This is a genomic window from Solwaraspora sp. WMMD791 (genome assembly GCF_029581195.1).
GTDB lineage: Bacteria > Actinomycetota > Actinomycetes > Mycobacteriales > Micromonosporaceae > Micromonospora_E.
The window spans coordinates 5423461-5437087 of the sequence record NZ_CP120737.1; the positions used below are offsets into that span (position 1 = coordinate 5423461).

At 72.3% G+C, this 13627-nt stretch carries 10 protein-coding genes and 2 pseudogenes; 6 read left to right on the plus strand and 6 right to left on the minus strand.

What is annotated here, in order from left to right:
* Window positions 1-44 precede the first annotated feature (44 nt).
* Window positions 45-1439 carry an FAD-linked oxidase C-terminal domain-containing protein gene (locus O7623_RS24230; RefSeq protein WP_282225294.1) on the minus strand — a complete coding sequence of 465 codons (1395 nt, stop codon included), beginning with the start codon at window positions 1437-1439 and terminating at the stop codon, window positions 45-47.
* Between the two features lie 112 nt (window positions 1440-1551).
* On the opposite strand from O7623_RS24230, the gene O7623_RS24235 reads away from it, so the two are divergent.
* From O7623_RS24235 to O7623_RS24245, 3 genes and pseudogenes are all read left to right on the plus strand, one after another.
* Window positions 1552-2730 carry an FUSC family protein gene (locus tag O7623_RS24235; protein ID WP_282225295.1) on the plus strand — a complete coding sequence of 393 codons (1179 nt, stop codon included), beginning with the start codon at window positions 1552-1554 and terminating at the stop codon, window positions 2728-2730.
* Window positions 2731-2766: 36 nt separating this feature from the next.
* Complete coding sequence (locus tag O7623_RS24240) at window positions 2767-4572, plus strand: PrsW family intramembrane metalloprotease (protein WP_282225296.1); 1806 nt, start codon at window positions 2767-2769, stop codon at window positions 4570-4572.
* Window positions 4573-4678: 106 nt separating this feature from the next.
* Window positions 4679-4885: pseudogene (locus O7623_RS24245) on the plus strand (MerR family transcriptional regulator); the annotation flags it as partial.
* A 645-nt stretch (window positions 4886-5530) separates the two neighbouring features.
* On the opposite strand, the gene O7623_RS24250 reads toward O7623_RS24245, so the two are convergent.
* The 3 genes from O7623_RS24250 to O7623_RS24260 form a co-directional block, all read right to left on the minus strand.
* Window positions 5531-6727, minus strand: a complete 1197-nt coding sequence (locus O7623_RS24250) for a helix-turn-helix domain-containing protein (RefSeq protein ID WP_282225297.1) — start codon at window positions 6725-6727, stop codon at window positions 5531-5533.
* The gene (locus O7623_RS24255) at window positions 6724-6864 is read right to left on the minus strand and encodes a hypothetical protein (RefSeq protein WP_282225298.1); all 141 of its coding nucleotides are present in this window, start codon (window positions 6862-6864) and stop codon (window positions 6724-6726) included. Before O7623_RS24255 ends, O7623_RS24250 begins: the two co-directional genes overlap by 4 nt.
* A 482-nt stretch (window positions 6865-7346) precedes the next feature.
* A complete protein-coding gene (locus O7623_RS24260) occupies window positions 7347-8537 on the minus strand; it encodes a helix-turn-helix transcriptional regulator (protein WP_282229535.1) in 1191 nt (396 codons plus the stop codon).
* 211 nt (window positions 8538-8748) lie between these two features.
* On the opposite strand from O7623_RS24260, the gene O7623_RS24265 reads away from it, so the two are divergent.
* A complete protein-coding gene (locus O7623_RS24265) occupies window positions 8749-9315 on the plus strand; it encodes a flavoprotein (protein WP_282229536.1) in 567 nt (188 codons plus the stop codon).
* A pseudogene (locus tag O7623_RS31400) lies at window positions 9311-9450 on the plus strand (HD domain-containing protein); the annotation flags it as partial. The gene O7623_RS24265 and the pseudogene O7623_RS31400, both read left to right, overlap by 5 nt.
* A 96-nt stretch (window positions 9451-9546) precedes the next feature.
* Here the strand turns inward: O7623_RS31400 and O7623_RS24270 are convergent.
* Window positions 9547-9885 (minus strand): co-chaperone GroES, encoded by a 339-nt coding sequence (locus tag O7623_RS24270; protein ID WP_282225299.1) that lies wholly within the window; start codon window positions 9883-9885, stop codon window positions 9547-9549.
* 199 nt (window positions 9886-10084) lie between these two features.
* On the opposite strand from O7623_RS24270, the gene O7623_RS24275 reads away from it, so the two are divergent.
* Window positions 10085-11371, plus strand: a complete 1287-nt coding sequence (locus tag O7623_RS24275; protein WP_282225300.1) for an AI-2E family transporter — start codon at window positions 10085-10087, stop codon at window positions 11369-11371.
* Between the two features lie 66 nt (window positions 11372-11437).
* On the opposite strand, the gene O7623_RS24280 is transcribed toward O7623_RS24275, so the two are convergent.
* Entirely contained in the window at window positions 11438-13624 is a 2187-nt protein-coding gene (locus tag O7623_RS24280; RefSeq protein WP_348775173.1) for an ATP-dependent DNA helicase, read from the minus strand.
* Window positions 13625-13627 lie beyond the last annotated feature (3 nt).

Here is a 13627-nt window from a genome sequence, read left to right on the forward strand (position 1 = left end):
CGGGGCCGGTCAGGAGCTGACGGCCGGCGTCTGCGCCGAGCCGGTCAGAGCAGCTTGCCGGGGTTGAGCAGGCCGGTCGGGTCGAGTGCCTGCTTGATCGCCCGGTGCACCCGCATCCCGACCGGGCCGATCTCTTCGGCCAGCCAGTCCCGTTTGAGCAGTCCGACGCCGTGTTCGCCGGTGCAGGTGCCGCCGAGGTCGAGGCCGAGCCGCATGATCGCGTCGAACGCGGCCCGGCCCCGGGCCAGGCTCTGCGGGTCGGCCCGGTCGACCACGATGTTGGGGTGCAGGTTGCCGTCGCCGGCGTGCCCGACCACCCCGATCGGCACCTCGTGGGCCGTGGCGATCGCGGCCACCCCGTCGAGCATCCGGGCCAGCGCCGAGCGGGGCACCGCCACGTCGTCGATGATCAGCCCGCCGTTGCCGTCGGGGAAGGTCCGGGCGGCGAAGCGTTCCATCGCCGGGTGGGCCAGCCGGCGGGCCTGCAGCAGGGCGGCGGCCTCGACCGCGTCGCTGGCGGCGTACACCTCGGCGGCCCCGGCGGCGGTGCAGACCTGGGCGAGGCGGTCCAGGTCGGCGCTGGCGGCGGTGCCGGTGTCGACCGAGGCGAGCAGCAGCGCGGCGGCGTCGGTGCGCAGCCCCATCGGCCGGTACGCCTCGATCGCCGCCAGGTGGGTGCGGTCCAGCAGCTCCAGCAGGCTGGGGCTGAGCCCACCGGCGGCGATGTCGGCGACGGCGGCACCGGCGGCGGTGGTGGAGTCGAAGACGGCGACGAGGGTGAGGGCGGTGTCGGCGGCCGGCCGCAGCGCGACGGTCACCTCGGTGATCACCCCGAGGGTTCCTTCGGAGCCGACGAACAGCCGGGTCAGGTCGTAGCCGGCGACCCCCTTGGCGGTGCGCCGGCCGGTCCGCAGCACCTCGCCGCTGGCCAGGACCACTTCGAGGCCGATGACGTACTCGCTGGTCACGCCGTACTTGACGCAGCACATGCCGCCGGCGTTGGTGGCGACGTTGCCGCCGATGGTGGACGACTCCCAGGATCCGGGGTCCGGCGGGTAGCGCAGCCCGTGCCGGCCGACCTCGGCGGCGAGCGTGGCGTTGACCACGCCGGGCTGGACGACGGCGGTGCGGTTGACCGGGTCGACGTCGACGATGGTGTCCATCGCGACGGTGGAGACGACCACCGCGCCGTCGACCGCGTTCGCCGCGCCGGCCAGCCCGGTCCGCGCACCCTGCGGCACCACCGGTACGCCGTACCGGGCGGCGACGCCGACGGTGGCGACCACCTCGGCGGTCGTGCGGGGCCGGACCACGACGGCGGGGGTGCCGGCGGCGCAGAGGTCCGCCTCGTCGCGTTGGTGGCCGCGCAGCAGGTCGGGGTCGGTCAGCACCGCACCGTCGGGCAGCACCGCGCGGAGGGCGTCGATGAGGTCGGACATGGTCGCAGGCTAGCCAGCCGGGCGGTGCCTCGACCAGCGCGGGACGCCGCATGCGCCGGGGTATATGTGAGTATGAGCCGATTAGGGCGGTTCTGCTGGGTACGCTGCGCGCATGGCCGTCGCCGGAAAGTCGCCCCGCCCGGCGGCGAGCCCGCGCCTCGCCGCGATCCTGACCGTGACCCGCAGCCGGGCGTCGATGGAGTTCCGGGAACGCTCGGAACGGGTCCGCGCCAACATCGTCCTCGCCCTGCAGGCCGGTCTGGCGGCCGCCATCGCCTGGTTCATCTCCCACCGGGTCATCGGCCACGAGCTGCCGATCTTCGCCCCGATCTCGGCGGTCGTCATCCTCAGCGCGTCCATCGGCCAGCGGCTGAAACGTACCGCCGAACTGGTCGTCGGCGTCGCCATCGGGATCGCCGTCGGCGACGCCATCATCCTGACCATCGGCACCGGCACCTGGCAGCTGGCGTTGATCGTGCCGCTCGCGGTGATCGCCGCCGTCTTCCTCGGCGGCGGATCGGCCCTGGTCACCCAGTCGGCGTCCTCAGGTGTCCTGGTCGCCACCCTCCTGCCGACGACCCAGAGCTTCTACCCGGACCGGTTTATCGACGCCCTGGTCGGCGGCCTGGTCGGGCTGGTGGTGCTGATCCTGCTGCTGCCGCTGAACCCGCTGACCATCGTGCGCCGCGCCGCCGACCCGGCGCTCGACATCCTGGCCGACATGCTGATCCGCTCCGGCGACGCGCTGGCCGCCGGAGACCGCCGCCGCGCCCGAGCCGCCTCCCAACGGCTGCACGACGCCGAGAAGGAACTCTCCGCGTTCCGTGACGCCGTCCACGCCGGGCACGAGACCGCGGTGCTGGCACCGGCCCGCTGGCGGGCCCGCGCCCCTCTGGCCCAGTACGCGGAGAGCGCCGAGTACCTGACCCGTGGTCTGCGGAACTCCCGGGTGCTGGCCCGACGGGTGGTGTCGATCCTGACCGACCAGGAGCCGGTGCCGCCGAGCCTGCCGCCGGCGATCTGCCACCTCGGCGAGGCGGTCCGCACCCTGCGGTACGAACTCGACGCCGGCGCCGACCCGGCCCGGACCCGGCGGCGGGCCCTGGACGCGGCCCGCTGCGCCGCCGAGGCGTACGAGTCGGGAGTCGGCTTCAACGGCTCCGTCGTGGTCGCCCAGATCCGGGCCACCGCGAGCGATCTGGTCCGGGCCAGCGGCATCGCGCCGGACGAGGTCGAACGGCTGGTCGGCGAGGCGTTCGGCCGCGACGTGACGGCCAACGAGCAGACGTGATCCACGCGGTGGGACCGGGCTGGTTAGGCTGACACAATGGTCGACTCTCAGTCCGGCGGTTCCGCGCCGGAGCGTCCCCGCACGGACCCGACCGAGACCGAGGCGACCGGGCCGACTGAGGCGGTCGAGCCGGCCCCGCCCGCCACGGCTGAAGCCGAGCCGGTCGCGGCTGCCTCGGCTGAAGCCGAGGCGGCCCAGGCCCCGGCCGACGAGGCGGTGCCGGCCGGTCGGCTGCGGCGCAGCGTCTGGCTGCGCTGGCTGGCGTTGGCCGGCATCGTGGTGCTGATCGCCGGTTGCGGCGTCGCCATCCTGGTCTACCTGGGTACGGCGCTCGGCCCGGTCGCGTTGACCGTCGGCGTCATCGCGGCGGTGCTGCCCGTACCGGTGCTGGTCGCCTGTTTCCTGTGGCTGGACCGCTACGAACCGGAGCCGGTGCGCTACCTCGCCTTCTGCTTCGCCTGGGGCGCGTTCGTCTCCACGTACGCCTCGCTGAACGTGAACAACTTCTCGGCGGATCTGCTCTACAACCTGGGCTACTCGGAAGCGCTGGTGGCGGTGCTGGTCGCCCCGTTCATCGAGGAGCTGACGAAGACCCTCGGCCCGATCCTGCTGCTGCTGACCCGCCGCCGCGAATGGTCCGGCATCACCGACGGCATCGTCTACTGTGGCATGTCGGCGATCGGCTTCGCGATGGTGGAGAACATCCTCTACCTCGGCGGGTACGGCTACGCCGCCGGCGCCGAACAGTACGGCCCGGCGACCGGCGCGCAGAACGTCTTCGCCATCTTCATCGTCCGGATCCTGTTCACCGGGTTCGCCCATCCGCTGTTCACCTCGATGGCCGGCGTGGGGCTGGGCATCGCCGCCCGTACCGCCGACCGCCGCATCCGGGTCCTCGCCCCGACCGCCGGCCTGCTGCTGGCGATGATGCTGCACGGTGCCTGGAACCTGATCCCGACCCTGGTCGAGGCGACCGGGCAGACCCTCATCCTGCTGTACGGCTACATCGGGCTGATGGTGCCGATCTTCTTCGGCATGGTCGGCCTGGCGGTGTGGCTGCGCAGCTGGGAAGGCCGGCTCACCGAACGGGTGCTGCCCGACTACGTCCGCGCCGGCTGGTTCACCCCGCCGGAGGTGGCCGCGCTGGGCAGCCTCGGCCGGCGGCACTCCGCGCGGCGGTGGGCGCGACGGGTCGCCGGTGATCCCGGCCTGCGGGCGATGCGGGACTTCCAGGCCGGTGCGACGAAGCTCGCGCTGCAGCGGGACTCGCTGATCCGTGGGCTGGAGTCCACCCCGAAGCAGCTGGCCCGGCACGCCAAGGAGGAACACCGGCTGCTGACCGCGTTGGCCGGCTACCGGCAGGTGTTCGTCGGCCGCGATCCGCAGGCCCCGGCGGCGACCTGGGACGGCGAGCGCTACCAGATGGCCTTCCCGGACGGCGTGACGCGGCCGGTCGACGCCCCGGACGAGCCGGTGGTGCCGATCCCGGTGGTGCTGACCGCGCCACCGCCACCGCCCCCGCCGGTGTACGCCTACGGCGGTCAGCCGGGCTGGCCGTACGGCGGATCCCCGCCGTCCCCGCCGCCCGGTTACGGCCCGCCGACCGGCTACGGCCCACCGCCTCCTGGCTACTACGGCGCACCGCCGCCCGGCTACGGGCCCCCGCCCGGCTACGGCCCACCCACTGGCTACGGCACACCGCCGGGTTACGGCCCACCCACTGGCTACGGCACACCACCGGGTCACGGCACGCCGCCCGGCTATGGCCAGCCGCCGCCGGAGTACCGTCCGCCGTCGGACTACCAGGTCCGGCCCGGCCACTACGACCCGCCGACCAACTGACGGCGTCGGCTCGCCTGGCTGCTGTTGTTGCACATGCCGTAGTGGTATGTGGTCTCCTCGAGACACCTCAGCACGAAAGGCTCAGCCTGTGACGTACTCCTCCGTCATGCCTCCCCGGCAGGTCAAGATCGGTGATGCGGCCGTCTTCGCTGGGACCACGCCGCGCGCCATCCGCCACTACCACCAGATCGGCCTGTTGCCGGAGCCCGAGCGGGGCGTGGACGGTCGTCGCCGCTACGGCTACGACGACATGATCCGCCTGCTGTGGATCCGCAAGATGGCGGAGGCCGGCATCAGCCTCGACGACATGCGGGCCGCCTTCGAGGAGACCCGGGACATCGGGGAGATGCTGGGCCGGTTGGCGCAGACCCTGGCCGCCAAGGAAGCCGACATCAAACGCCAACGCGCGGCCGTCCAACGCCTTCAGGCCGTGGGCAGCCCGCTGGGGCTGCTCTCCGAACTGGTCACGGACCGGCTCGCCCACCTGCCGCCGGGTGCACTGCGCCCCGCCGACCTGGACGCGCTGCTGGTCACGGAACGCATCTTCGGCCCGCTGGGCGCCGCCATCCAGGCCAGCGTGTTCATCGTGCTTGCCACCGACCCTGATCTGCGGGCGGAGCAGGAGCGTCTGGACGCGGCCGAGGCGGCTCTGGACGACAGTGTGGACCCCGAGGACCCCCGGGTGGAGGAACTCGCCGTACAGCGATGCGCCCACCAGATAGCCCTGGACCGGGCAGTCGAGGCAGCCGGGTTGGGCGCGGCTGAGGAGCAGCTCTTCGAGATCGACGACGCCGACCTGACAGAGGAGAAGGGCCCTCGGATGAGCGCCTTCGAAGCAGTTACGAAGATGCCCTACGACTGGTCACCTGCCCGGAAACGCTGCGAGGAACGCATGACACAGCTCCTGGCCGAGACCCACTGGCAGCCGACTGATCGCCCGGGTTCACGACCGGATGCCCTAACGGGTGAGCCCGAGCGCCGTGGCCAGTCGGGCGACGCCGGCGGCGTGCCCTCCGGTGCGGGCGATCTCAGCGACGAGGGTACGGGCGGAGGGTCGGGCGCGGATTTCAGCCGGTGCGACGCGGTCGGCGTCGACGAGCCACCGTCCCGCTCCGGCGACGTCGCCGACGTCGAGGTGGGCGCGGGCGGCGTCGAGCAGGTACGCGGCCCGGTGTTCGGCGGGTAGTCCTTGCCAGAGTTGTCGGCTGGTGGCGGTGTCGTGTCGGCGTACGGCCTGGTGGGCGTCGCCTGAATCGACGGCTGCCACGACGTGCGCGAGTTCGACGGCTGCTGGGCCGAACGTGGAGGTGCGGTAGTCCTGCCCGTCACCGACCTGTCCGGCGACCTCAGCGGCGTGGCCGAGGAGTTCGGTGCTGCTGTGGCTGTCGCCGCAGCTGGCGGCGGCAAGGGCCGCCTGCAGCAGCAGCGTCCCGTACACCGCCCGCTGCTCGGGCCCGGTCGACGCGGCTTGTTCAGTTGACGCGGCTACCCGGTCGGCGGCGGTGATCGTCGCCGCCATCGCCAGTCGGGGCTGGTCGAGAGCGCGCAGCGCCTGGGCGAGTGGCACCACCGCCGACCCGGCCGACACCACATCGCCACCGGCGGCGGCGAGCGCCCGGTCGGCGGCCAGCCAGGCCAGGTCCGGCTCACCGACCTTGACCAGCACCAGCGCGGTGACCCGGTACGCCTGCACCAACAACTCCGCCCCCTGCTCCGGCTGGTGTCCGTGGAGTTGGCGGGCGGTGTCCAGCAACTGTGGCACCGCCCGCAGCAGTCGGGGATAGTCGCCGTGCCGGTACGTCGCCCACGCATGCTCCACCCGCCGCACCGCCTCCCCCGACAGCGTCGGCGACACGTTGCCGGGTCCAGTGGTGAACACGTCGTAGCTGGCCAGCGCCGCCCGGACCGCGTCGACACCGGCCGTCGCGTCGCCGGTCTGCGGCCGACCGTCGCCGCCGTCGAGCAGCTCCGCCGGGTCGACCCGCAGCACCTCGGCGACCTGCCGAATCACCGAAAACCTGTCCAGGGTCCGGACGCCGCGTTCGACCTTGTCGACCCAGCTCTTCGACCGGCCGATCCGATCCGCGAACACCTGCTGCGTCATCCGACGCCGTACCCGCCACAGCGCCACCCGACGCCCCACACCCACGGTCACCGCCGGCCTCCCGCGTCGATCCACGTCCACGCCACAAACCGCTCATACAACTCGACCACATCGGTGATGCCCGCCTCCCGCGCCGCCACCGGCAACAACTCACCGACGTCCACCGACAACGCGACCGGCTCACCCACGTACGCCTCCGCCAACTGCACCCGACCCGGCGGACACGGCCACGGCGTACCCTCCGGACACACCGCACACCACCACGACGGCCGCACCGGCTCATGCACCGGCCCGCGCCCCGCCTCCGGTGTCCTCACGGCAGGAAGTGCCGGCCGGCGTTACCACCCCGCCGCGACGCCCGATCAGTACGAGTCGCCGGCCGCCGATCCGGCGGAGACGCGCTCACCTCTGCGAATAGGCGTCGACCCGGCACCGGATACACCACATCCACCGGCACGTCCGCACGCTGAAACCACTTCCCGAACACGATGCCCCCTCAACGGTGTGTTGGAAGGGCGGCGACCCCGAGGTGGCTCTCCACGACAACCCCGAAGCCGCCGCCCTGACACCCGCCGCCGCAGCCTGAACTACACGAACGACGACGAGGCCGTGTCCAGAACGCTACGAGCGGTTACGGATCGGAGAGGGACAACCTGTACCAGGGGTACAGCTACCAGTCGATACCCATTGCCAACGCCAACTCCCGGGCGTCTTCGCCCACCACCCCGGTACGCCCGGCAAGCTCCATGGCCATGCCCCGGGCGTACGGCTGATGCCGGACGGTCTCCACCGACTCGCGTAGCGCCCGTCCGAGCAGGTGGACTACCGCAACCTCGTCCCGTCGCATCAGGTGAGCCCGCGCAGCGTCAATCAGGCCACCGGCCCGCCGGGTCCGGGACGGAAGCGCCGAGTAGTCGACCGCCGCCGCCCGCCGCACCGCGTCACCCGGGCGCACCAGATCGATGCCAAGGGTCACCCCGAACGCATCGACGACCACGGACCCGAACATCAACCACGGATGCACGTAGCCGGGACCGAGTCGGCGCGCGGCCGCATCCGCCGAGTCCCAGTACCGCCAGGCCTGCCCCGCGCGACCGGCTCGGGCGTGCCCCAGGGCCAGCCCAAGTTGCAACTGCCCCCACCGGGCAATCTGCTCCCCGCCCCCGTCACCGCCGCCCTGTAGATCGAGCGCGTCGAGCAGCACCTGCTCAGCCGCGTCGGGCTCGCCGTCGGAGCGGTACACGTGGGCGTAGTACCAGGCGGCAGCGGCAATCGCGCCAGGATCGTCAGCGTCCTGCGCAGCGAGCATCGCCCGGTCAGCCGCCAGCCAGACCAACTGCGGCTGCGGCTGGTGTGCCGCGTACAACTGCACCAGGTGGTAGACACGAGCAAGCTCGACAGCGGCCCGCCTGCGATCGACGCCGTCCAGCCCGCGAGCCGCAAGGCGAGCGTCCGTGAGCAAACCTGGCAACAACGCGGCGACCGCCGTGCGCTCCGCACTCGCGTGGTGCCAGGCCGCCCACGCGTGATCCACCCGGGCGCGCAGTTCCGCAGCCGCCAACGGATCGCCAGCCGGCAGGGTGGTCCGCTGCACGGCAGCGGCAACGCTGTCGACAGCGGGATGGCCAGCGCGGGTGACCGAGGCGACCGGAAGCGACTGCTCTCCCGTCAACGCCGACAGATCATCGATGTCCAGAACTTCTGCCAACCGCAGCAACATCGGCAGGCGAGGGGTGAGCAGCCTGCCCGATTCGACCGCCTTGACCCACTCGGCGCTACGGCCGACCAAGCCGCCGAGCACAGCTCGGGTCTTGCCGCTACGTTCGCGGTACGCCCGCAGACGCGATCCAAACGTATCCATGACGTCTCCCAGGTAGAGGCTGGGCGGCGGCGCGGACGGGGCCTCTACCTCCCGGCGCGCCGCCACGTCCGACGGTACCCGCTCCCGCGTCCCACGATCAGCCCGTACAGCGGCATCTGCGCCTGTGACGCCAGCATCGACACAGCGGGCGTACAGTTCGAAACGACTATCCGAACAGTCCCAGGAGAGTCCCGTGGCAGGGAACCCAGAGGTGACTTCAGGGCACCTTCGGATCGTCGTATGCGGCGCTGGACCCGCCGCCGACATCCTCCAACTCATTGAAGCGGCACAGGAACAATCGTGGACGACGACTGTCGTCGCCACCACCAGCGCACTCGACTTCATCGACACCGCCACGATCACCGAACTGACCGGCAACCCCGTACGCAGCACCTACCAGACTCCGGACGTCAGCGGCCGGCGAACCATGCCGCCGGTGGACGCGCTGATCATCGCGCCCGCGACCTACAACACGGTGAACAAGCTCGCCAGCGGCATCACCGACACCTACCCGCTCACCTCGACCGCCGAACTGATCGGACGCAAAATCCCCACCGTCGTCGTACCGTTCGTCAACGCCGCCCTGGCCGGCCGTACTCCGTACCAACGCTCCATCGCCGACCTGCGCGCCGAAGGTGTATGCGTCATCTCCGGACCAGATGACGACTGGACACCACACCCGCCAGGCACCGGCACTGACAGACGGGCACTCTTCCCATGGAGGAAGGCGTTTCAGCTTGCCACGCAGGTGTCCCCGGCCGACACCGGCCGCCGCTGACGTTATCGCTATCGCCGAGTACGAAGCCGGCGAAACCCTCGAAGCGATCGTCGCTCGCGACGCCGACAAGCTCGAACTCCTCGTCCAAGCCGTCGAGCACCGCCGCCAGGCATCGACAACGTCCAACTCTGGATCGGATGCGGGTGATCTGACGTGGTGTCGGCGTGTCGAGTCGATGGGGCGCAGTGGATCAACGCCATTGTCAACGGCCGGAGCCCGAGGTGCGCAGAGTCAGAGGTAGAGGCCGGTGGAGTCGGGTTCGACGCGGCGGGCGGCGACGGCGTGCACGTCGCGTTCGCGCAGCAGGACGTAGTCGCGGCCCTGCAACTCGACCTCGGAACGGTCCTCCGGGTCGAACAGCACCCGGTCGCCGTTGACGATCGACCGTACGTTGGGGCCGACGCCGACCGCGGTCGCCCAGGACAGCCGGCGACCCATCGAGGCGGTGGCCGGGATGACGATGCCGGCGGTGGAGCGGCGTTCGCCCTCGGCGCCTTCCAGTTTGACCAGCACCCGGTCGTGCAGCAGGCGGATCGGCAGGCCGTTGTCGTGTGGTGGGTCGGCGGTCACGTTCCGAACCGTACCGCGTGGGCATCGTCGGTCGACTCCGGGTGGTTGCGGTTGTCCGGCTCCGGTTTGAACCGGGCATGGTCCAGGGCACATCCGGGAGGAATCAGGGCTGCGCTAGGGCCGATTCGTGGCTGCTGAGGACTACCGTGTACCAGGCTGGGACAGATCAGAGGGGGTGCGCTTGAGCCGGCTTCAGCAGATGAGACGGCGGCTGCGCCAGGCGTACGAGGCCGGACGTCAGTCGGTGCGTACGGCGCGGGAGCGGGAGCGGTCGCGGCGCGGCAGCACCACCGACGTCGACGGGCTCGATCCGATCGGCGCCGACGTGGCCGAGGTGCCCCCGCCGGGTGACGGTCACCTGTCGACCAGCAGTCGCGACGACGCCGACGTGCCGCACGCGCTGCGGCTCGCCGCCGCCTGGTCGTGGCGACTGCTCGTCATCGGCATCGTCGGCTGGGCGCTGCTGCGGGTCATCGGCAGCGTCCGGATCGTCGTCATTCCGCTGCTGGTGGCGTTGCTGCTCGCCGCGCTGCTGGCACCCGCGGTCGGCTGGTTGCTGCGGGTCCGGGTGCCGCGCACCCTGGCCACCGCCGTGGTGCTGATCGCCGGGCTGGCCGGCGTCGTCGGCACGTTGACCCTGGTGGTCAACGAGTTCATCACCGGCCTGCCGGACCTGAGCGTGAAGGCGTCCGCTGGGATCAGCCAGATCCAGGAGTGGCTGCGCACCGGTCCGCTGCACATGTCCGACGGGCAGCTCGACCAGTACATCGAGTCCGGGCAGAACTGGATCAACGAGAACACCCAGACGTTGACCAGCGGCGCGGTCTCCACCGCCGGCACGGTGGTGGAGCTGTTCACCGGTGCGTTGCTGGTGCTCTTCGCGACCTTCTTCTTCCTCCGGGACGGTCAGAAGATCTGGCGGTTCCTGGTGGGGCTGTTCCCGACCGGTGCCCGGTGGCGGGTCGACGACGCCGGCCGCGCCTCCTGGGTCACCCTGGTCGCCTACGTGCGGGCGACCGTCCTCGTGGCGTTCATCGACGCCGTCGGTATCGGCATCTTCCTGGTGCTGTTCGACATCCCGTTCGCGTTCGCGCTGGCCGCACTGGTGTTCCTCGGCGCGTTCATCCCGATCGTCGGGGCGACCCTGTCCGGCGCGGTGGCGATCCTGGTGGCGCTCGTCGACAGCGGCTGGGTCACCGCGTTGATCATCCTCGGGGTGGTCATCGGGGTGCAGCAGTTGGAGGGCAACGTCCTGCAGCCGCTGATCATGGGCCGTGCGGTGGCGATCCACCCGTTGGCGGTGGTGCTGGCGGTGACCGCCGGCATGGTGCTGGCCGGCATCGTCGGCGCGCTGGTCGCCGTACCGCTGATCGCGGTGATCAACACGGCGGTCCGCCGGCTGGCCCGCCGGCGGCACGTCGCCGCGCCACCACCGGAACCAGCGGAACCACCGGAAACCGTCGTGGTCCGCGCGAACCCGGCGTGACCGCCGCTGACGGCTGGCCGGCGTGACACCCGGCCGGCCAGCGAAGGCAGGTCAGCTGGCAGCAGGTCAGCTGGCGGCCAGCCGGCGGAGCGCGCCCTGGACGACCTCCGGGCGGGTGGTGTACCAGAACGGCGGCAACGACCGGCGCAGGAACGCGCCGTAGCCGCGGGCGGTCTCCAACCGGGAGTCGAGCACCGCGACCACGCCACGGTCGCCGGTCGCGCGGATCAGCCGGCCGGCACCCTGGGCGAGGCGGACGGCGGCGATCGGCACGCTGACGGCGGCGAAGCCGGAGCCGCCGGTGGCGTCGACGGCGGCGGCGCGGGCGGCGGCCAACGGCTCGTCGGGGCGGGGGAACGGCAGCCGGTCGATCACCACCAGCTGGCAGGCGTCGCCCGGCACGTCGACGCCCTGCCACAGCGACATCACCCCGAACAGGCAGCTGGCCCGGTCCTGCCGGAACTGGCGGACCAGCAGCGGCAGCGCCTGTTCGCCCTGCACCAGCACGGTGAGCCCGGTCCGCGCCCGGACCAGCTCCGCGGCCTGCTGCGCGGCCCGTCGCGACGAGAACAACCCGAGGGTACGGCCACCAAGGGTGCCGATCAGCGACAGCAGCTCCTCCCCGGCCTGGGCCGGCAACCCGGAGACCGTCGGTCGGGGCAGGTGCGCGGCGACGTACAGGATGCCCTGCTTGGGGTAGTCGAACGGGGAACCGACGTCGAGCGACCGCCAGGACAGGTCCTCGGCGGTGACCTGCACCGGCAGGGTGGCCTTGGCGTCGGACGCCGCCCCGGCGCGCCCCGGGATGCTCGGCCGGGTGCCCTCGGCGGTCGGGGCCGGGCCGACGGTCTCCAGACCCAGCGACCGGGCGACGGTGTCGAACCGGCCGCCGAGGGTCAGCGTCGCCGAGGTGGCGACGACGGTCCGCTCCGCGTACAGATGGGTGGCCAGCGTGCCGGCGACGGACAGCGGCGCGACCACCAGGGCCCGGCGTCCGGCGGCCGGGCCTTCGGGTTTCTCCACCCAGGCCACGTCGTGCTCGGCCTCGTCGAGCAGCCGTTGCGCGGTCGTCGACAGCTCGTCCAGCACCGCCTTGGACTGCTGCTTGCGCACCGGGTCCGGGTCGTCGGCCTTGATGTCGCCGATCTTGTCCAGGGCTGCCCGGGTGGCCGCCTCCAGCAGGGTGCACGCCTCGTGCAGCGGCTGCGGCAGCCCGGTGGTCAACCGCCCGGCGGGGGTTTCGGCGAGACCGACGGCGAGGGCGTCGCCGGCCTCGGTCAACGCCTCGGCGGTATCCGGCGGCAGCAGCGGCCGGGCCCGGCGGGCGGCCCGGTCCACGGCGTCCGGGGTCAGTTCGGCCTGGGCGGCCGACGACACCCGGTCGACCAGCTCGTGGGCCTCGTCGACGATCAGCAGCTTGTGCGGCGGCACGATCTGCCGGCCGGCGAGCATGTCGACGGCGAGCAGGCTGTGGTTGGTGACGACCACGTCGGCCTCCCGGGCCCGCGCCCGGGACGCCTCGGCGAAGCATTCGTCGCCGTACGGGCAGCGGCTGGCGCCGACGCATTCGCGGGCCGGCATCGACACCTGCCGCCACACCGTGTCGTCGACGCCGGGGTCCAGCTCGTCGCGGTCGCCGGTCTCGGTCTCCATCGCCCAGTCGCGCAGCCGCTGGACCTGCTTGCCGAGCCGGCCGGCGGCCCCGAGCCACTGGATGCCACCGTTGCCACCGCCGCCACCGTTGCTGCTCCCGCCGCCGTCGGAGGTGTCGAACAGGTTGGCCGGCTCCTCTTCGTCGGAGGCCTCCAGCCGGGCCAGGCACAGGTAGTGGTGCCGCCCCTTGAGTACGGCGAACGTCGGTCGGCGGCGCAGGATCGGCTCGGCGGCGTCGGCGATCCGGGGCAGGTCGTGTTCGACCAGCTGGGACTGCAGCGCCAGGGTGGCGGTGGAGACCACCACCGGGCCGTCGACGGTCAACGCCGGCGCCAGGTAGGCCAGCGACTTGCCGGTGCCGGTGCCGGCCTGCACCAGCAGGTGCGTACGGCTGCGGACCGCGTCGGCGATCGCCGCGGTCATCTCCTGCTGGCCGGGTCGGGCCGCGCCGCCGGGGACCGCGCCGACGGCGGCGGCGAGCAGCTCGTCGGCGCTCGGCCGGCCGCTGCCCCGGCCGCTGCTCTGGCCGCCTCCCCGGCCCTGACTCTGGCCGGCGGGGCGGGACGGCGTCGACTGTCCGGGCGTGGCGGTGGTGGGCAGAGC

Excerpts from the sequence above, each read along its gene's own strand:
- O7623_RS24275 (WP_282225300.1), top strand. The coding sequence starts at position 10,085 with ATGAGACGGCGGCTGCGCCAGGCGTACGAGGCCGGACGTCAGTCGGTG.
- O7623_RS24235 (WP_282225295.1), top strand. The coding sequence starts at position 1,552 with ATGGCCGTCGCCGGAAAGTCGCCCCGCCCGGCGGCGAGCCCGCGCCTC.
- O7623_RS24230 (WP_282225294.1), bottom strand. The coding sequence starts at position 1,439 with ATGTCCGACCTCATCGACGCCCTCCGCGCGGTGCTGCCCGACGGTGCG.
- O7623_RS24260 (WP_282229535.1), bottom strand. The coding sequence starts at position 8,537 with ATGGATACGTTTGGATCGCGTCTGCGGGCGTACCGCGAACGTAGCGGC.
- O7623_RS24240 (WP_282225296.1), top strand. The coding sequence starts at position 2,767 with ATGGTCGACTCTCAGTCCGGCGGTTCCGCGCCGGAGCGTCCCCGCACG.